We start from the raw sequence: 18,834 nt of genomic DNA on the forward strand, positions 1-18,834 counted from the left end.
TTTCTGATTCAGTGTAGCAGAAGGCGCACTAAAAAAAAAGCGGACGTGAGACTGAATTCAAAAACAATCCCCTTCCCCCATGACTGCATGGGCAAGGGGATTCGTATTAGTTTGCTACGATATTGATGAGTTTTTTCGGTACGACGATGACTTTACGAACCGTCTTGTCGCCAATCCACTCTTTTGTTTTTTCATCTGCAAACGCGAGTGCTTCGATTTCTTCTTTTGTTGCGTCGATACTGATCGTCAATTTCGAGCGGACTTTTCCGTTGACTTGAATGACGAACTCCATCGTATCACTGACGAGTTTCGTTTCATCATATGTCGGCCATGCCGCATATGTTAATGTCTCTTCAAACCCAAGTTGCTCCCATAACTCTTCCCCGAGGTGAGGCGCGACTGGTGTCAACAACTGGATGAATCCACGAAGGAAGTGACGCGGTAAGACTTGCTGTTTGTTCGCTTCGTTGACGAAGACCATCAACTGGGAAATCCCTGTGTTGAATTGAATGTTCGAGAAGTCTTCCGTGACTTTCTTGACGGTCTGGTGATAGACACGTTCAAAGTCGGCGTCAACCGTCTCGACATCTTGAATGTCTGCAGTCCGTTCGAACAAACGCCAGACGCGGTCAAGGAAGCGACGTGCCCCGTCGAGCCCATTTTCTGACCAGGACACAGAAGCATCGAGTGGTCCCATGAACATTTCGTACAGGCGAAGCGTATCTGCTCCGTGTGATTTGACGATTTCATCCGGATTGATGACGTTCCCACGTGATTTCGACATCTTTTCGTTGTTTTCGCCAAGAATCATCCCTTGGTTATATAGCTTTTGGAATGGCTCTTTTGTCGGAACAACACCGATGTCGTATAACACTTTGTGCCAGAAACGCGCGTACAGTAAGTGAAGGACCGCATGTTCTGCCCCACCGATATAAATATCGACCGGAAGCCAGTATTTTAATTTCTCCGGATCCGCGAGCGCCTCTTCATTATGCGGATCGATGAAACGAAGGTAGTACCAGCAGCTACCGCCCCATTGTGGCATCGTGTTCGTTTCGCGGCGTCCTTTCATCCCTGTCACAGGATCCGTATAGTCGAGCCACTCTTCTGCAAGAGCAAGCGGCGACTCTCCTGTTCCCGACGGTTTGATTTCAGGAATCATCGGAAGTTCAAGTGGTAACTCTTGTTTATCCAGCGTCTTCATCGTTCCGTCTTCCATATGGACGACTGGAATCGGCTCGCCCCAATAGCGTTGGCGGCTAAAGAGCCAGTCACGGAGACGATACGTGATCTTCTTCCGTCCGACTTGGTTCGTTTCGAGTTCCGCAATGATGGTTTCGATTGCGTCCGCCTTCGAGAGACCGTCGAGCATCTGAGAATTGACGTGTTCCCCTTCTCCCGTATACGCCGCTTCTTGAACATCTCCACCCGTTACGACTTCGATGATTGGAAGGTCAAACTGTTTCGCAAACTCATGATCGCGTTCGTCATGCGCCGGAACGGCCATGATGGCACCTGTCCCGTACGATGCAAGAACATAATCGGCAATCCAGATCGGAAGACGTTCGCCAGAAATCGGGTTGACAGCGAACGCACCCGTGAAGACACCTGTCTTCTCTTTCGCAAGATCCGTCCGTTCAAGATCCGATTTCGTCTGAACAGATGCGATATAACCTTCGACCGCTGCCTGATGTTCTGCCGTCATGATGTCCGCGACGAATGGATGCTCCGGTGCTAAGACAAGGTATGTCGCGCCGAAGACCGTATCCGGACGTGTCGTGAAGACCGTGACTTGTTTTTTGTGGCCATCAATCGTAAAGTCGATTTCCGCACCTTCCGATTTACCAATCCAGTTCCGTTGCATTTCTTTCACCGACTCCGGCCAATCGAGTTCATCTAAATCGTCGAGGAGACGGTCCGCGTATTCCGTAATCTTAAGGACCCACTGGCGCATCGGGACACGGACGACGGGATGATTTCCACGTTCAGACAATCCATCGATGACTTCTTCATTCGCAAGGACCGTTCCAAGTGCCGGGCACCAGTTGACTGCCACTTCGTCGACGAACGCAAGTCCTTTTTCGTACAGTTGTGTAAAGATCCACTGTGTCCATTTATAGTATTTCGGATCCGTCGTATTGATTTCACGGTCCCAATCATACGAAAAACCGAGGTCTTTCAACTGACGTTTGAACGTTTCAATATTTTGTGCCGTGAACTCACGCGGGTCATTCCCCGTATCGAGTGCATACTGTTCTGCCGGGAGTCCGAACGCATCCCATCCCATGGGGTGAAGGACGTTATACCCTTGCATCCGTTTCATGCGAGCAAGGATATCCGTTGCCGTGTATCCTTCTGGGTGTCCGACATGGAGTCCTGCTCCCGATGGATAAGGAAACATGTCGAGGGCATAAAAGCCTTCCTTACTTGGGTCTTCCGTCGTTACGAACGCGTTATCCTGTTCCCAGCGCGCTTGCCATTTTGGTTCAATCTCACGATGATTATACGACATTTCTTCTTCCTCCTCTGATTAAAAAAAACCGGTCCTCCGCCCCTAAGAATAGGGACGAAAGACCGGTTTGGCTTCCGCGGTACCACCCACGTTGTCTGTCAATGACAGACCGCTTGACTCACAGATAACGGTGTGAAGGACCGGGTTCGCTACTCGTTGTTCACGAATCATGCTCCCTGACGAGTTCATGGACAGTTCCGACTGGTTTGCACCACCCACCAGTTCTCTAAACGGAATGTCTCCACTACTACTTCAGTTCGTTGCATCTGACTATCTCTTAGTTAGTTTAATCTGAATCTTAATCAACCGTCAACGTTTCCGTAAAATTTCTCCAATCGCAGCATGTGTTGACGCCTGATGATCGGCATAACGTAGTGTTTGCGCCGGCATACGGTCGTCGAGTAACGCGATGACTTCCATCCCTGCTTTTTTCGCCCCCATCATACCATTCGCCGCGTCCTCGATGACGATACATGACGCTGGCGCGAGACCCATCCGTTTTGCTGTCAGCTCGAAGATAGCAGGGTCCGGTTTAGAGCGCGGGGCTTCAAAACCGCTCGTGTAGGCATCGACTGTCAACCCATAAAATGCGATGACGCGTTCAATTTTTTCGAGTGAACTCGATGATGCAATCGCAATCCGGTATCCGTCCTTCCTCGCACTATGCATTAACTCCTGAACCCCGTCCTTCAATCCACATGCTTCCGGTTTGGCGTGTTGTTGAAATAAGTCATGTTCCTGTGCAAGTAACGCATCCGTTTGATGCGGTAAGCGATGTTGTTCAATCAATTCCTGCCACATCTCGTTGCCCGTCTTACCCATGAAGGTCGCATATTGAACTAAATCAAGTGGAATCCCGAGTTGATGAAATATTTTTTTATGTACCCCAAAGTAGCGGATTTCGCTATCTAAAATGACGCCATCCATATCGAAAATCAAGCCCATTTTTTGCACTCGCCTCACTCCTTTATTTAACTTTAACAAAAAAAACGACAGATCGCGGGCTGTCGTTTCAGACTGTAGACAAATTTTTATTGCCCAATACTTACTTTGTCCATGTTGCATTATTTCGAAATCAGCGCCGGGCGAGACCGATAACCGGGAAAATAATGTTCATGCTCTCCGTCACCATAAAGTCGGCACAATTTATCGTACACTCCAGGCAACAAAATGTTTTTCCCTTGATGATACTCAAACATCCGGTATCCGGTGTAACGGCATTTACTCTCAAACAGACTATCCCGCTCTTTGTAGCCGCCCCCTAGATGTTGTTCGACCAATCCCGCCGCCTTCGCTCGTAAGAGTGCTTCATACTCGAGCCGCTGATTCGGATATAGTTTATGTTCATCCCGCTTACACCCAATTAAATGACCATGGGCATAGTGCCGACCGAGTAATACGAAGTATCCACCAATCACTTCACCTTCGAACTCAGCCATTAATAATAAAGGCGTACATAGTGGATTCGGTTCGAATAACCGTTCAAAATAGTCTCGCGAAAAATAATAATGACTGGACGCATCTTTTCGATCCATCGTTTGGTAATACAATTGAATGAATGACTGCAAATCTTCATGTGTACCTGGTCTGACGACTAGATGAGAAGCCAGTGATTTCCGAATCATGCTCCGCGTTTTTTTATGAAATGTCTGCATGATTTCCTCTACGGACGGTCGCAAATCAATACTAGTCGTATGTCGGATGAATTCTTTTTTTGTCCAATACGCACCAAAACGGTCGTTTTTCGTCAAGGGGTTATAGCGAATCAACTCGGAAACGATCTGTTCCCGCTCAGCCCATTCCTGAAAACAATCCCTTGCCTCTACCCACTCTTCGATGGTCAAGTCACCAACCACTTCCGGCACACCGTATCCGTACGGCGTGATTAAATCAAAATACTTCGTCTCAAAGATGGGACGCTTTAAAAATGGATAGAATAATGCACCTGCCGCTCCTTTAAAGTACATCAATCGAGCGCGTTCTTCCGGTCTTGCATTTAATTTAACGTATTCATAACTGTAGAAAATATCGAGTGGTTGATTGCGAATAAGAGTTGTCCAAGTTGTCTGATCTTCGATGAAAACGCACTTTCCCATCTTTGCCACACTCCTAGTCCTAAAAACACGTCGCACGAGCATTTTTCTTTAATTTGGTTATTTATTTAATTATTCCCTCGTTTTATCGATACCCACTTTATTTCAGCTTTACTCTAACCATTTAAAAAATATAAAAAAATACTTCACACTGAAAAGAGGGAGCGCGCTTTAAAACGGCTGCACGACCTGTCTTTCCCTGCGCTACTGCCTAAAAAGCGTCACGTTTCGTTGACTCCTACGGGAAAAAGTGCGTTTTAACGCACTTTCTGAACTGCTCCCCGTCAAGTAGACAGGTCAAATAATATAAATTTTTTAAACGGCTTGAGCCCTGAATTCCAGCGGACTTAAGCCGTTTAATCGTTTTTGATACCGCAGCTCATTATAAAATCGAATGTAGCGTCGGATTGCATCGTGGAGTTCATCGAACTCCTCGAATGTATGAAGATAGTAGCTTTCACACTTTAGCGCTCCCCAAAAAGATTCGATTGGACCATTATCGATGCATTTACCGGCACGGGACATGCTTTGTGTGATCCCAGCTTGTTGAGTCATATGATGAAAGGCATTTGACGTATATTGAAACCCACGGTCACTATGAAGAAGAGGGAAACTACCAGGATCATCATCCAAGGCGAGTTTTAGCGTATCGAAGACGAGCTGACTGTTATTCGAACGACTTAGCACAAATGAACGAATTGATCCATCATACAAATCGAGAATTGCACTTAAATAAGCCTTTTTTGAGGTGCCGTATTTGAATTCCGTGATATCTGTTAACCATTTCTGATTCGGTTTTTCCGCATGGAATTCACGATTCAGAAGATTTTCTGCCGTTTGTCCGGGTATGGTTCTCATATATTTCGGTCGTATTCGACGAATGACGCAACGAATGCCGGCGATTCGCATCAAGCGACGAACCCGTTTATGATTAACCGTTCTGTTAAATTGGCGATCTAGATTCAAAACCATTCGTTCACATCCATAGACTCCATCTACCGACTCATGAATAGATGTCAGCTCTTCAATGATCATGATGTTCTCTTCTTCGCGTACCGTCGGTACACGATTTAACCATTTATAATAGGCAGCACGGGATACGTCCGCAAAACGACAGAGGGCGACAATCGAATAGCCGAACTGGTCCGCCAACGATTGTATAGCCTTGTACTTATCCAAATTTCGGACTTGGTCTAACCTCTCCCCCTTTCGAACTCCTCTAGCTTTTTTAAGAACTCATTTTCCATTCGAAGAAGCTCGTTCTCTTGCTCAATCTTTTTCATCTCGATGGAGAGGCGTTCCACGTCCGTCAGTTCCTCAAACGGTTTCGTACGTCCACGGCTATCCATCAGTCCGTCAATCCCATTCTTTTCGTACTTTTGAACCCACTTGTAGATTTGTTGGTAGGAGACCCGGTGGGTCTTCGCAGTTTCTTTATACTTCTTTCCATTTTTAAGACAGTCGCTGACTATACTAACGCGTTCTTCGAATGTCGTGGTTCTTCCTCTGGTCATAGCGAATCGCTCCTTTAGTAGTGTGTCTTCACTACGACCATTATAGTTTGAAATCCAACGTCTGAGTACGCTTGCACTGGAGATGTTTAATTTTATGATGACGTCCATGACGGGCTCACCTTTTTCTAGCACGTCGCGTACGGCTCGCTCTTTAAACTCATTGGAATACTTCGTGCATACCGACCGTTTCTCCAAAGCTGAGATACCGCCTTGACGATACATCTGTCTCCATCTGAGTAGGGTCGATTGTGTGACCCCGAAGCGTCTTGCGACTTCCCACAACGTGGACACTCCTTCTTCATAAGTTTGGATGGCATATAGTTTTTCACTAGCGGAACGCTTGAATTTGGACATAGCAAAAAGCTCCTTTCAAAAGTAAACAGTTTTTCTTATTTCAACTGTCTACTTTTTGGGGAGCATATCATTCAGAGGCAGGCAAGACCCTGCTCGTTGTCCGTTAGGACCAAGGAGCAACGGCTTGCGCCTCGCCCGAGGAAAGCAACGAAAAAAGACGCTTTTATCTCCCGCGAGCACTTTGTCTCCAGCCTGAACACTCCCTCTTCGAAAAGAGGGAGTGTCCTGTTGTATCAATTAATTTTAGGAATAGCACGGACAAACACAATGCCGGCAAGTAAAATCAATCCGATTAATGTTAAGAAGACTGCGTTCATTCCAGATAAATCGTAAATCAATCCACCGACCGTTGGACTAATCATCCGTCCAGCGGAAGCCGCAATGTTGACGTAGCCTTGGAATTCACCTTCTTTACCAATCGGTGCAAGTCGTGCCGCCATCGCAGGAACGGCCGGCCAGATGAACATCTCACCAATCGTCAGGATGACCATCGCAACAAGAAACATCTCAAAGCCTTCAGCAAACGGTACGATGAGGTAGGATAATAAGAAAATACCTGTTCCCGTCAACAACTGCCGTTTTAAATCATCGCCGAACCAGCGTAAAATCGGTGTCAACAACGGTTGTGCAAAGACGATTAATGCTCCATTGATCGTCCATAAAATCGAGTACTCGGAAATCGTCACACCAAGTGATTTCGTGTGGACGGCAAACGTTCCTTGCCACTGGACATAAACGAACCAAAGCAATGCATACCCGATTGATACGTAGAGCATCGTCCGAACGGATTCTTTCGAAAGCGGCTCACGGACTTCTTCCGTCGTAAACTCTTTTTGTCGTTTAACCTGCGGCGCCTGAATCCAGTTCAACCCAACAAATAAAACAACTGCGAATAGAACGTATAGCATCAAGTTCGCGATAAAGATGAATTGAATATCAATCGCAGCAATTTGACCGCTGACTGCCGTACCGAGCGCAACTCCAACGTTTTGTGCTACATAGATCGCATTGAAGGCACGTCGCCCGCCTTTTGGCCAAATCAGACCGGTTAATGCGTAAATCGTCGGGAACACCATCCCCCCGACGAAACCGATCAATCCAAGCATCGTCACATAACCAATGAATGTCTGATGGAACAACAATAGACCAATCGAAGCAATCACGAGTCCGATGACACTGATGATAAGCGTCCGCTTCCCACCTAAACGATCAAATGCTTTTCCACCCATGTAATTTCCGACGATCGCAAGCGCCGAGTTGACGAACAAGGCCATTCCTGCCTTGGTCATGGATTCGCCTAAGTATTCATGAATATATAATGTATTAAACGGCCATAAAAAAGAGGCTCCTGTCGTATTGATCGCCATCGCCAACACGAGAATCCAGACCGCACGAGGTAATTTCGGCATAATAGGTGTCCTCCAATATAGTTCTCACCTTTGCCACTTTACGAAATTGTTCTGTGCTCTGTCAAGAAACTTCATTTTGAATGAATTATCGGAATAATGGTATAATCAGGAACAAAAGAGTACGTGATGAACGAACAAAGAATAATCTTACTTGAACAGGAGTCTGAACCCATGTCACTAGCCCGCGTCTTACCTTATGCCAAAGAACTCTTAGAATCTGTCATCCACGAAGGAGATTGTGTCGTCGATATGACTGCCGGAAATGGTCACGATACCTTGTTTCTTGCGGAACAAGTCGGACCAGACGGTCGTGTCATCGCCTTCGATGTACAAGGACAAGCGATTGAAGAAACGAAACGTCGTCTAGAAACTGCCCATGTCAAAGAGTGGGTCGATCTCTACCACGAAAGTCATATTCATGTTGGCGCACGCCTTGCAAATGAAGCCCGTCCGATTCGAGCGGGCGTTTTTAACCTTGGTTATTTACCAGGAAGTGACAAGTCCGTCACGACGACCGGTGAAGATACGTTAGAAGCGCTCGGTGCTTTGTTACCTGTCCTCGTACCAGGGGGGTTAATCGTCCTCGTCATCTATCATGGGCATGTAGAAGGAAAACGCGAACGTGATGCTGTGCTCGATTATGTCGAAAGTCTTCCGCAGCAAGACTACGCCGTCTTACAGTATCGTTTTCTCAATCAACAAAATAATCCACCCTTCATCATCGCCATCGAAAAAAAATTAAAAAAGCAAACACTCGATTAATAGTAAAAGACGCTGTCAGCACGACAGCGTCTTTTTTGTCATTCCTCAACCATCTTCAAAAACAGCAATAATTTTTCAGCGAACCGCGTATTGAGACGTTCAAAGCTGAAATGCGGAAATCCATGGAGCCGTTGAAGGTAGATTTGATCGCCACCCATTTTCCGGCAAATCTCTAACGTATATTTTACGTCTGCGAATTGATCGTCTGGCGCATAAAAACAAGCGAGGTTGACTCGCGGTAACTTCTTTCGCTCTTCATCATGTAAGACGATTTCTTCTTCAATTTCCCGGTACTGTGCATATGTCAACTCGCCGAGACGTGCCGTATCTTCACTGTTTTGACCAAATGGCAGCATTCCAAGTGGCGCATCCGGTCGAAAACGATCGAATGCACTTGCAAATACTTGTTTGACGCCACCGAGTTGTTTTGAATTATGCCAATCAAATAGCGGTGAAATATACGACAAACTTGCAATCGGCAATTCATATTCCTGCAGTAGCCGGTTGACGACGAGTGCGCCCAAGCTGCAGGCGATGATATGAATCGGTAACTTTCGTTTTCCGGCTTCTCGTAAAGCATCCTTCAGTAGTTGTTGATGTTCCTCAAGCGATATCCGACGCGGTGCATCTACACGTAACACTTCATAATCCTTTTCAAGGACTCGAATTAACGCATCGCTCGGCGTCGCTCGCAGTTGAAGGGGATAGACAAGTACGATAATTCCTGTTGCTTGATCTTCCACAAACTCACCTCTTCATACAAGTATCTCTGTTATTATAACGTTTACACCTTGATGTCAAAACCATCTTAAGTCGGATTTTCATTCATATATACGTTTTAAGCGTGTCACAGGTTCCACTTGACCGAAAATTTCTTCAGTCGTTTCACTTTCTTCTTTAAAACCGAAAGAGACTAGAAACTGGCGCGCTTTATAATTTCTTGATTCAACGTAGACTTCAATCGGGGAAGCACCTTGGTGTTCAAGTTCACGAATCAACTTTCGTCCAATCCCATTTTGTTGATATTTCGGTAGTACGTACAAGCGAACGATTTCCCACGTGCCTTCCACATCAATCGCATGGATGAAACCGACGATTTCTTCCTCGATAATGGCGACATTGAAATATTCTCCTCGCGCTTCCTCCGCCGTCCGAATCGCCCTTGCGACTTCTTCTTGCGGGTACGCTTCTTTCACGAAATGCGTTTTCGAATTTGCAGAATAGATTTCTTCGTACGTATCCATCCAAGAGGTAATGGCAATATCATGAATGCGTGCCGCATCAGTAGGAATTGCTTCGCGTATCTCCATGTCGGACTCCCCCTTTTTTCCGTTTACCGGTACATGTTCTTTTACCCTTTTCTAGAAAAATCATTCGTTTCCCTGCAAAGTTCGGGACAAACAAAAAAAGTTCAGAAACAAACTCAAACTGAGTCTGCTTCTGAACTGAAAATTAAGCGAATCGTTTCGCTTGTTCTTCAAGAATTGCTGCTTTATCTGTTTGCTCCCATGGTAATTCGATATCTGTACGACCGAAATGACCATAAGCGGCTGTCTGACGATAAATCGGACGGCGGAGATCAAGCATGTTGATGATTCCTGCTGGGCGAAGATCGAAGTTTTCAGCAACGAGTTCGACGAGTTGTGCCTCTGGAAGTTTACCTGTTCCAAACGTATCAACTGCAATCGATACTGGGTGCGCGACACCAATCGCGTATGCAAGTTGAACTTCTGCTTTATCTGCAAGACCAGCAGCTACGAGGTTTTTCGCGACGTAACGTGCTGCATATGCTGCAGAACGGTCAACTTTTGTTGGATCTTTACCAGAGAATGCGCCGCCGCCATGACGTGCATAGCCACCATACGTATCAACGATGATTTTACGTCCAGTTAATCCTGCATCACCTTGTGGTCCACCGATGACGAAGCGACCTGTCGGGTTAATGAAGAACTTTGTTTCCGCATCGATGTATTCTGATGGAATCACAGGTACGATGACATGCTCTTTCAGGTCTGCTTGGATTTGCTCAAGCGTCACTTCTTCTGCATGTTGTGTTGAGATGACGATTGTATCGACACGAACCGGTTCGTTATTCTCATTGTATTCTACAGTTACTTGCGTCTTACCATCCGGACGGAGGTAGTCAAGTTGTCCAGTTTTACGGACTTCTGCGAGACGACGAGCAAGTTTGTGTGAAAGTGAAATCGGAAGTGGCATCAATTCAGGCGTTTCTTTCGTTGCATAACCGAACATGAGACCTTGGTCCCCTGCACCGATTGCATCGATTTCTTCATCTGACATGCTACCTTCGCGTGCTTCAAGCGCTTGGTCAACACCGAGAGCGATATCTGCTGATTGCTCATCGATTGAAGTCAATACAGCACAAGTGTCTGCATCGAAACCATATTTAGCGCGTGTATAGCCAATCTCACGAATTGTTTCGCGAACGACTTTCGGGATATCGACATAAGTCGATGTCGTGATTTCACCTGCGACGAGGACGAGTCCTGTCGTGACAGATGTTTCAGCAGCGACACGAGCATTCGGATCGGCTGCGAGGATTGCATCTAAGATAGAATCTGAGATTTGGTCACAGATTTTATCCGGGTGACCTTCAGTAACTGACTCCGACGTAAATAGCCGGCGATTAAGGTTTGTCATGTTTGACCCTCCCAAAAAAGAATTTGACGGTGTACTCATTTCCCCTAGTTGAGTGGGACGGTAAAATGAAAAAAACCTCTCCATGTCCAAAAAATGGTCAGGGAAAGGTTGTGCGTTCTTCCTTTACCCTCTTATCGTTCGAAGTGTTTACTTCGCTTCAGGAGAGCACCTTTTCCTTCATTAATAGAATTCTTAATGTAGGACGGTTGCCGGGTTTCTTCGGGCCTTGTTCCCTCCACCTGCTCAGAATAAGAGTATCCGTTACGAATTACATGATATAAAGTTGTGACCACTCTGTCAAGCTACGTTTTAATTTCTAGTCGAAACTTTTCGGAAGAGATGTTAAACTGTTAATGCTGAAAGCGTTTCCAGAAAAATAGAAATCAGCGCTAAAAAAGGATTGCTCATCCTTTAGTATGTCATATATAATAAATGTGTCATACTAAATGCCAGAGCTAAACCAACGTAGGGGAAAGGTGGGGTCAGGATGCCGATGACGGTCCTGAATATCGAAGAGCTACTCAAGAAGGAGCATGTGTTCAAACAACTATCTGTTGCTGAGCTAGTCGAACATGCAATTCATAACGAAGAAGGGGTTCTTGCTGAAAATGGCGCTCTGTCTGTAGAAACGGGGAAATTTACAGGTCGTTCACCTAAAGACAAGTTCATTGTTCGCGATCAGTCATGCGAGTCACATATCGATTGGGGTCATGTCAATCAACCGATGGAAGCAGACAACTTCGAGCAACTGTTACAAAAAGTTCTTCGCTACATGAATGAAGCAGATCAGCTCTACTACACAGAAGCTGCTGCTGGTGCAGACACTCATTTTACCCTTCCGGTTCGGATCGTGACACAATATGCTTGGCATAATTTGTTTGCAAAACAACTGTTTTTGCGTGAATATCCGACAGAAGCTGCTTTTGAGCCTTTCACGGTTATTTATGCGCCTCACTTCAAAGCAGATCCGAAAGTCGATGGAACGAATTCCGAAACGTTCATCGCCATGTCATTCGAACATCGGATTGTCTTAATCGGTGGAACGGAATATGCGGGCGAAATCAAAAAATCGATTTTCTCTGTCATGAACTACCTTTTACCTCAACGAGACGTCTTATCGATGCATTGCTCGGCTAACGTCGGACATGAGGGTGACGTCGCCTTATTCTTCGGATTATCCGGTACTGGTAAGACCACACTGTCTGCTGACGACAGTCGTCAATTGATTGGTGACGATGAGCACGGGTGGTCCAACGACGGCGTCTTCAATATCGAAGGGGGCTGTTACGCAAAAACGGTCAACTTATCGCGCGAAAAAGAACCACAAATCTTTGATGCGATTCGTTTTGGCACTGTCCTCGAAAACGTCGTCCTCGATGATGCACGAATTCCTGACTATGATGATACGTCGAAAACGGAAAACACACGGGCTGCTTATCCGATTACAGCAATTGATAATATTGCAGTACCATCACGCGCCGGACATCCGAAAACGATTGTCTTTTTGACGGCTGATGCTTACGGCGTCCTGCCGCCAATCAGTAAGTTGACGAAGGAGCAAGCGATGTATCACTTCTTATCCGGGTATACATCGAAGTTAGCCGGAACAGAGCGTGGTGTAACAGAACCGGAAGCGACATTCTCGACATGCTTCGGTTCACCCTTCTTACCGCTCATTCCTGAAAAATATGCAACGATGCTCGGTGAGCTCATCGACCGACACGGTGTCACGGTTTACCTCGTCAATACAGGCTGGACGGGTGGCGCATATGGGACCGGAAGTCGGATGAAGCTTTCCTATACACGGACGATGGTCAATGCAGCTGTCAACGGCACGCTCGCTGATATCCCGACGGAAGAACATCCGATTTTTGGACTTCATATGCCGCTCGAAGTCCCTGGTGTCCCAAGCGACTTACTCAACCCTGTCAAAGTTTGGTCGGATGCTGATGCGTATGAACAACAAGCACGGGCTTTGGCAACTAAATTCAAACAAAATTTCACACGGTTCGACAGTGCAACTACTGAAATCAAATCAGCAGGGCCACGTGTTTAATTAAATTAAGATAATTAAAAGGCACCAGACACTGTATGTTCAGTGAGCTGGTGCCTTTTAACGTTCATCAGACGATTGAATCTTCTTCATCCGGTTGCAGATGAAGTTCTTTTTTAGTCAACCAATCTTGACTCTCTTTTAATAGTGCATAGGCACGCTGTTTTGAAATACCAAAACGATGGGTTAGTTTTTCAAACTGTTCAAATTCACCACGGTCGGCACTAATCGCGAGCAATAAACAATCACGAAACGGATGATCTTTTCCTTGTAACACGATTTTCAACGTCGACTCGATTGGTAATTGATCAATGATTTCATCAATATCGACTGACAGTAACGCATCGATATGCGAGAGCAAACCAATCATGTAAGCACTTTCCGGACGTAACGTCTTTGTTTCAAGTGCAAATAACTCGCATAACTTGGCACAATGCAGTGAAGAACGTAACAACTCGTCTGACCACTTGTACGGACTCGCAAGTCGCATCTCTCGTAAAACGATTAACGAAATCCAACTTTTAAGTTGGGAAAACCCGAGCAGTGAAATCGCTTGACGAACGGATTCGACGGTATTTCGAAGACCAATCCCGGGAGAATTGATAAGCTGAAGGACTTGCACACTAATGTATGGATTTCCTTCGATTTCATCGACGACCTGGTCATAATACTCATCTGATTCGAGCCACTTCAACATCTTTAACAATACAGGCAATTGTGGCGGAACGGCCTTCCCTTTCATCAACATCGGTTTTGCATAAAAGTAGCCTTGGAACCAGTCGTACCCCATGCTCAAGCTACGCAGATGATCTTCATGCGTTTCGACACGCTCTGCCAACAAACGGATATGCGGATAGTTTCGTTTAACGATATGTAAAATCGCACTTTGTTCACGTGGGTTGATTGCTTCGATATCAATTTTTATTAAATCAATTAAATCAAACAACTCTGGACCATGGTTTCGTAATAAATCCGTCACGAAATCATCCAAGGCCAATTGAAATCCAGCCTCTTTCCATTTTTTCAAAACCGACAGCATATGCGAATCGATAACGACGGTCTCAAGCACTTCGATGACAAATCGTTTCGGATCTAAGTGATCAATCAGCTCACCTTGTAATAAATCACCGGTGAAATTGATGAATAAACGTTTTCCTTCTGCCACTCGATCGACACCTAGATGGACGAGCGTATTCGTCAACACGTCCATCGTCGCTAACTCACCATCAAAAATAGCAGGAGCCTCAACTGAACGATATAATAATTCAAACGCATCGATGGCACCGGATCGATTCACGATTGGTTGTCGTGCCAACAAGATTTCCATCCCGTTCTCCCCTTTTGTCTTCCACCCTATAGTTCACTTCATATTTTTTAGTATACCAAATATTGTTTTCTGTTTAAAAAATGCTTTTTTAAAACATATCAATGTTAATGATTTTCTAAAAAAAGTCACCCCGGCTGTTCGAGGTGACTACATCCTATGTTATCAGTGCATCATCCAATCGATGATTTCCTTCGTCACAGCAAATTTTTCGTGCAACGGAAACTGATGGGCCTGCTCGTAAATCCGAAGCCGCGTCTGGCTCGGGTAGCGTGCAGCGTAATTCGTTGCATGACGTAAGCGAACCTTTTGATCGTATCGTCCGTGAATCAACAAGACTTGCCCTTGTGGAGCCACGTAGAGAGGCGAACGGATTTGGTACGCTTGTTGTTGCGTCTTTGGCAATCCACCCGTGAAACGGCGTAACATCTTTTGCATCGTTCTCTGTTCTTCATATGTCCAGACGAGATTCGTCACGCCTGCCCATGAGACTGTACGCTCGACTGGCCGATGATGCGCTAACAACAAAGCCATCTGTCCACCACGAGAGAAGCCGAACACCGAGACGCGTTCCACGTGACGGGTTAACCAATCATATGCCCCTGTTGCATCACGAATATCATGATGACCAAAATCTTCCTTCCCAGTGCCCCCTAAATTCCCTCGATAAAAAGGGGCCATGACTAAAAATCCAGCTTGCGCAAACTGCATCAGTCGCGTCGGTCGAACCATTCCGATATTACGTGTCCCGCCACGTAAATACAGCATCCCTTGCCCATTCGGACGTGTCGGTAAAACAACATACGCACCGACCCGTTCGTGATCAGATGTTTCATAGTAAATACGAAACGTCCGGAAGGGACCTTGCTTCGGCAATTCAAACCAATCGGCGTTCGGCGAGTACACGAAGTGTCTCCGGAAGGACACGGTCCTTCATCATAAAGCTGTATTTTCGATTCGCGTCAAGACGCTGCGGGAGGTCGTCCAACAAAAAGGCTCCGTCTGTCTCGTCGACTGCAAGATGCGGAACGAGTGATTCAATTTCGGCGAAGTAGATATTCTTAATGATCGTATCGCCTCGTCCTTCGACACGATATTGACCAATGTACGCGAGGCTTGCGATGCTACCGCCTGTCTCCTCCATCACTTCCCGGCGTGCCGCTTCTTCCGCTGTTTCACCCGGTTCGACTTTTCCCCCAGGAAACTCGTACCCGCGTTGCTTATGATGCGTCAAAAGCCATTTCCCCTCGTACACGGCAATGACCCAGACATGGAGAGGTTTTGTTGAGAATGGATGATCATCGAAACTCAACTCAACTTGATTTTGATAGTAATCTAAAAATCTAATCACGTACGTGCACCTCATTTCTTCTTCTACCTTCACTTTACCTGTTTCGAAAGCATTCTAAAAGTGAAAGTGCGTAGGAATCGAGGAGAATGACAAAAAAAGGCATCCCCTATCATGCAGGAGATGCCTTTTCAACTTATTTCAAGCGTGCTTCGAGCTCTGCTTTTTCTGCTTCAAAACCAGGTTTTCCGAGAAGTGCGAACATATTTTTCTTATATGCCTCAACACCCGGTTGGTCGAATGGGTTAACTCCAAGAAGATAACCGCTCATCGCGCAAGCTTTTTCGAAGAAGTAGAACAAGAATCCGAGATGATACGGTGTCATCTCTGGTAATTCGACTGTTAAGTTCGGAACTTGACCATCTGTATGAGCAAGCAACGTCCCTTCTGCCGCTTTATCGTTGACGAATTGGATTGATTTCCCTTCGAGGAAGTTCAAGCCGTCAAGATCTTGTGCATCTTTTTCAATCGTCAATTCATGGCGGGCTTGACCGACTTTGATGACCGTCTCAAACAAATCACGACGCCCCTCTTGCACGTATTGACCCATTGAATGCAAATCTGTCGAGAAGTCGACCGCTGCCGGGAAGATTCCTTTGAAGTCTTTACCTTCTGATTCTCCGTACAGCTGTTTCCACCATTCTGATACATAATGTAACGCTGGTTCGTAGTTGACGAGAAGCTCAATCGTTTTTCCTTTTGCATACAATGCATTTCGGACGACCGCATATTGATATGCTTCGTTTTCAGCCAGGTTTTCGTTCGCAAATTTCTCTTGTGCGTCACGCGCGCCAGCCATCAATTCTTCGATTGAAATACCGGCAGCTGCGATTGGTAAAAGACCGACCGGCGTCAAGACAGAGAAACGTCCCCCGACATCATCCGGAATGACGAATGTCTGGTATCCTTCTGAGTCAGCAAGTGTTTTTAACGCGCCGCGTGCTTTGTCCGTCGTTGCGTAAATTCGGTTTTTTGCTTCAGCCTGACCGTATTTCTCTTCCATGAACGATTTCAACAATCGGAATGAAATTGCCGGCTCCGTCGTCGTCCCTGATTTCGAGATGATGTTGACCGAAACATCTTTTCCTTCAAGTACTTCAAACAAATCATGCAGATACGTCGATGAAATGTTATGACCCGCATAAATGATTTGTGGCGCCTTCCGCTCGTCTTTTGATAACAGGTTATGGAAGGAATGACCTAACATCTCGATCGCAGCACGTGCACCGAGGTAAGATCCACCGATTCCGACGACGAGCAATACATCTGAATCTGATTTGATTTTTTCAGCTGATTCTTGAATACGAGCGAACTCCGCTTTGTCATAGTTCGTCGGTAAGTCGACCCATCCGAGGAAGTCACTGCCGGCACCCGTGCCGTTATGAATCGCTCCATGTAATGTCTTAACCGTGTCTGCCATGTAATCTACTTCATGTTGCCCTACGAATTGTAATGCTTTCGAATAATCAAAACGTACCGTTGTCATTCCATCGTCCTCCTTATTCATTCGCAAACAAATGCGACCTTCCTTCTCATTAAAACGCAAGAAGGAAGGTCGTTCAAGTCTTTTGTGAAAAGATTAGCAAATGTTAGAGAAACTTATAACGCTGCCGTTACGATTTCACGAACATCTTCGTTCCCAAGTGATTTGAAGTTACCGAAATCACCGCGCGTCATTGCTGACTTGACGATTGAATCGACTGTATCTTCTTTGATGTCGTAGTCCGCGAGACGGTTTGGTGCACCGAGTGATGTCCAGAATGCACTGATTGCATCAATCGTCGCATGAGCTGCTTCGATTTCTGATTTACCTTCCGTGTCGACGTTAAAGACGTTTTCACCGAGTGTGACGAAACGATGTGCGTTTGATTCGTCCAACACGTGGCGCATCCAGTTTGGGAAGAGGATTGCAAGACCACCTGCGTGTGGGATGTCATGAACCGCTGAGACGGCATGCTCGATGTTATGTGAAGCCCAGTCACCGCGTGCTCCCATTTGAAGTACGCCGTTTAGTGCCATCGTACCTGCGAAGAGAATTGTTCCGCGAAGCTCAACGTTCTCAAGATCGTTGACGAGTTTTGGTGCTGCTTCGACGACAGCTTGCATGACGCCTTCTGTCATCCGTTCTTGGACAGGTGCGTGTGCCGTATGGAAGTACTGTTCAAGACAGTGACTCATCATGTCAACGATCCCGTAAATTGTTTGGTCTTTTGGAACACTGACCGTGTATTTTGGATCAAGGACTGAGAACGTCGGGAATGTAAGCGGGCTACCCCAACCATATTTCTCTTGCGTTTTCCAGTTCGTGATGACAGAACCCGAGTTCATTTCTGAACCAGTTGCTGCAAGTGTCAAGACGGTACCGAATGGAATGACTGTTTCCGGCGTCGCTTTCCCGATGACAAGATCCCATGCTTCACCTTCATACGGAATACCTGCTGCGATCAGTTTTGTACAGTCGATGACAGAACCGCCACCTAGTGCGAGCAATGCATCAACACCTGCTTCACGTGCGATCTTAATGCCGCGCTCCGCTGTTTCGATGCGTGGGTTTGGTTCAACGCCGTCACATTCGACATATTCGATTCCTGCTTCGTTCAGTTCGCGTGTAACGTCGTCATAGACGCCGTTGCGTTTAATACTTCCGCCACCAAAGACGAGCATGACTTTCTTAGCATTTAGTGTTTTAAGTTCTTCTTTGATTTGGCTGACTTGACCGTCACCAAAAATTAATTTCGTTGGATTACGATATTGAAAGTTTTCCATTGTGTGTTGCCCCCTTGATAAGTAATGAACACCTTACA

Annotated in this window: 16 protein-coding genes, 1 riboswitch and 1 other annotated feature; of the genes, 2 read left to right on the forward strand and 14 right to left on the reverse strand. The window is 46.0% G+C overall.

The genetic code is table 11. The features are described from left to right. Window positions 1-106: 106 nt before the first annotated feature. The 6 genes from leuS to P403_RS0104150 all read right to left on the reverse strand — a co-directional run bounded on the left by leuS (window position 107) and on the right by P403_RS0104150 (window position 7,882). Complete coding sequence (gene leuS / locus P403_RS0104125; RefSeq protein WP_029331208.1) at window positions 107-2,512, reverse strand: leucine--tRNA ligase; 2,406 nt, start codon at window positions 2,510-2,512, stop codon at window positions 107-109. 47 nt (window positions 2,513-2,559) lie between these two features. Continuing rightward, window positions 2,560-2,782 (reverse strand) — a binding site (T-box leader). A gap of 39 nt (window positions 2,783-2,821) precedes the next feature. Continuing rightward, window positions 2,822-3,457: an HAD family hydrolase gene (locus P403_RS0104130; protein ID WP_235195243.1), complete on the reverse strand. Its 636-nt coding sequence runs from the start codon at window positions 3,455-3,457 to the stop codon at window positions 2,822-2,824. A 119-nt stretch (window positions 3,458-3,576) separates the two neighbouring features. Next, window positions 3,577-4,608: a peptidoglycan bridge formation glycyltransferase FemA/FemB family protein gene (locus P403_RS0104135; RefSeq protein WP_051667300.1), complete on the reverse strand. Its 1,032-nt coding sequence runs from the start codon at window positions 4,606-4,608 to the stop codon at window positions 3,577-3,579. A 312-nt stretch (window positions 4,609-4,920) separates the two neighbouring features. Continuing rightward, complete coding sequence (locus tag P403_RS16750; RefSeq protein ID WP_235195168.1) at window positions 4,921-5,784, reverse strand: IS3 family transposase; 864 nt, start codon at window positions 5,782-5,784, stop codon at window positions 4,921-4,923. A 14-nt stretch (window positions 5,785-5,798) separates the two neighbouring features. Next, window positions 5,799-6,473, reverse strand: a complete 675-nt coding sequence (locus P403_RS16755; RefSeq protein ID WP_029331212.1) for a helix-turn-helix domain-containing protein — start codon at window positions 6,471-6,473, stop codon at window positions 5,799-5,801. Between the two features lie 233 nt (window positions 6,474-6,706). Next, entirely contained in the window at window positions 6,707-7,882 is a 1,176-nt protein-coding gene (locus P403_RS0104150) for an MDR family MFS transporter (protein WP_029331213.1), read from the reverse strand. A gap of 126 nt (window positions 7,883-8,008) precedes the next feature. Between P403_RS0104150 and mnmM the strand changes: the two genes are divergently transcribed. Further along, complete coding sequence (mnmM, locus tag P403_RS0104155; RefSeq protein WP_152638936.1) at window positions 8,009-8,644, forward strand: tRNA 5-(aminomethyl)-2-thiouridylate-methyltransferase MnmM; 636 nt, start codon at window positions 8,009-8,011, stop codon at window positions 8,642-8,644. A gap of 38 nt (window positions 8,645-8,682) precedes the next feature. On the opposite strand, the gene P403_RS0104160 is transcribed toward mnmM, so the two are convergent. The 3 genes from P403_RS0104160 to metK form a co-directional block, all read right to left on the reverse strand. Further along, a complete protein-coding gene (locus P403_RS0104160; RefSeq protein ID WP_029331215.1) occupies window positions 8,683-9,387 on the reverse strand; it encodes an alpha/beta fold hydrolase in 705 nt (234 codons plus the stop codon). A gap of 78 nt (window positions 9,388-9,465) precedes the next feature. Beyond that, on the reverse strand, window positions 9,466-9,954 hold the full coding sequence (locus P403_RS0104165; RefSeq protein WP_029331216.1) for a GNAT family N-acetyltransferase: 489 nt from the start codon (window positions 9,952-9,954) through the stop codon (window positions 9,466-9,468). A 142-nt stretch (window positions 9,955-10,096) separates the two neighbouring features. Continuing rightward, window positions 10,097-11,305 carry a methionine adenosyltransferase gene (gene metK / locus P403_RS0104170; protein ID WP_029331217.1) on the reverse strand — a complete coding sequence of 403 codons (1,209 nt, stop codon included), beginning with the start codon at window positions 11,303-11,305 and terminating at the stop codon, window positions 10,097-10,099. A gap of 128 nt (window positions 11,306-11,433) precedes the next feature. Beyond that, window positions 11,434-11,560, reverse strand: a riboswitch (SAM riboswitch). A gap of 232 nt (window positions 11,561-11,792) precedes the next feature. Here metK and pckA point away from each other — a divergent pair. After that, complete coding sequence (gene pckA, locus P403_RS0104175; RefSeq protein ID WP_029331218.1) at window positions 11,793-13,361, forward strand: phosphoenolpyruvate carboxykinase (ATP); 1,569 nt, start codon at window positions 11,793-11,795, stop codon at window positions 13,359-13,361. A 67-nt stretch (window positions 13,362-13,428) separates the two neighbouring features. Here the strand turns inward: pckA and P403_RS0104180 are convergent, their stop codons facing one another. The 5 genes from P403_RS0104180 to P403_RS0104200 form a co-directional block, all read right to left on the reverse strand. Beyond that, the gene (locus tag P403_RS0104180) at window positions 13,429-14,685 is read right to left on the reverse strand and encodes an EAL and HDOD domain-containing protein (protein ID WP_029331219.1); all 1,257 of its coding nucleotides are present in this window, start codon (window positions 14,683-14,685) and stop codon (window positions 13,429-13,431) included. Between the two features lie 162 nt (window positions 14,686-14,847). Further along, the gene (locus tag P403_RS0104185) at window positions 14,848-15,588 is read right to left on the reverse strand and encodes an alpha/beta hydrolase family protein (protein WP_051667302.1); all 741 of its coding nucleotides are present in this window, start codon (window positions 15,586-15,588) and stop codon (window positions 14,848-14,850) included. Next, entirely contained in the window at window positions 15,560-16,033 is a 474-nt protein-coding gene (gene ytkD / locus P403_RS0104190) for an RNA deprotection pyrophosphohydrolase (protein WP_029331221.1), read from the reverse strand. The genes P403_RS0104185 and ytkD overlap by 29 nt, the downstream gene beginning before the upstream one ends. Before the next feature lie 133 nt (window positions 16,034-16,166). Next, complete coding sequence (locus tag P403_RS0104195; RefSeq protein WP_029331222.1) at window positions 16,167-17,516, reverse strand: glucose-6-phosphate isomerase; 1,350 nt, start codon at window positions 17,514-17,516, stop codon at window positions 16,167-16,169. A 113-nt stretch (window positions 17,517-17,629) separates the two neighbouring features. Next, on the reverse strand, window positions 17,630-18,796 hold the full coding sequence (locus P403_RS0104200; RefSeq protein ID WP_029331223.1) for an iron-containing alcohol dehydrogenase: 1,167 nt from the start codon (window positions 18,794-18,796) through the stop codon (window positions 17,630-17,632). Window positions 18,797-18,834: the final 38 nt, after the last annotated feature.

The organism is Exiguobacterium oxidotolerans JCM 12280 (assembly GCF_000702625.1).
Classification (GTDB): domain Bacteria; phylum Bacillota; class Bacilli; order Exiguobacteriales; family Exiguobacteriaceae; genus Exiguobacterium_A; species Exiguobacterium_A oxidotolerans.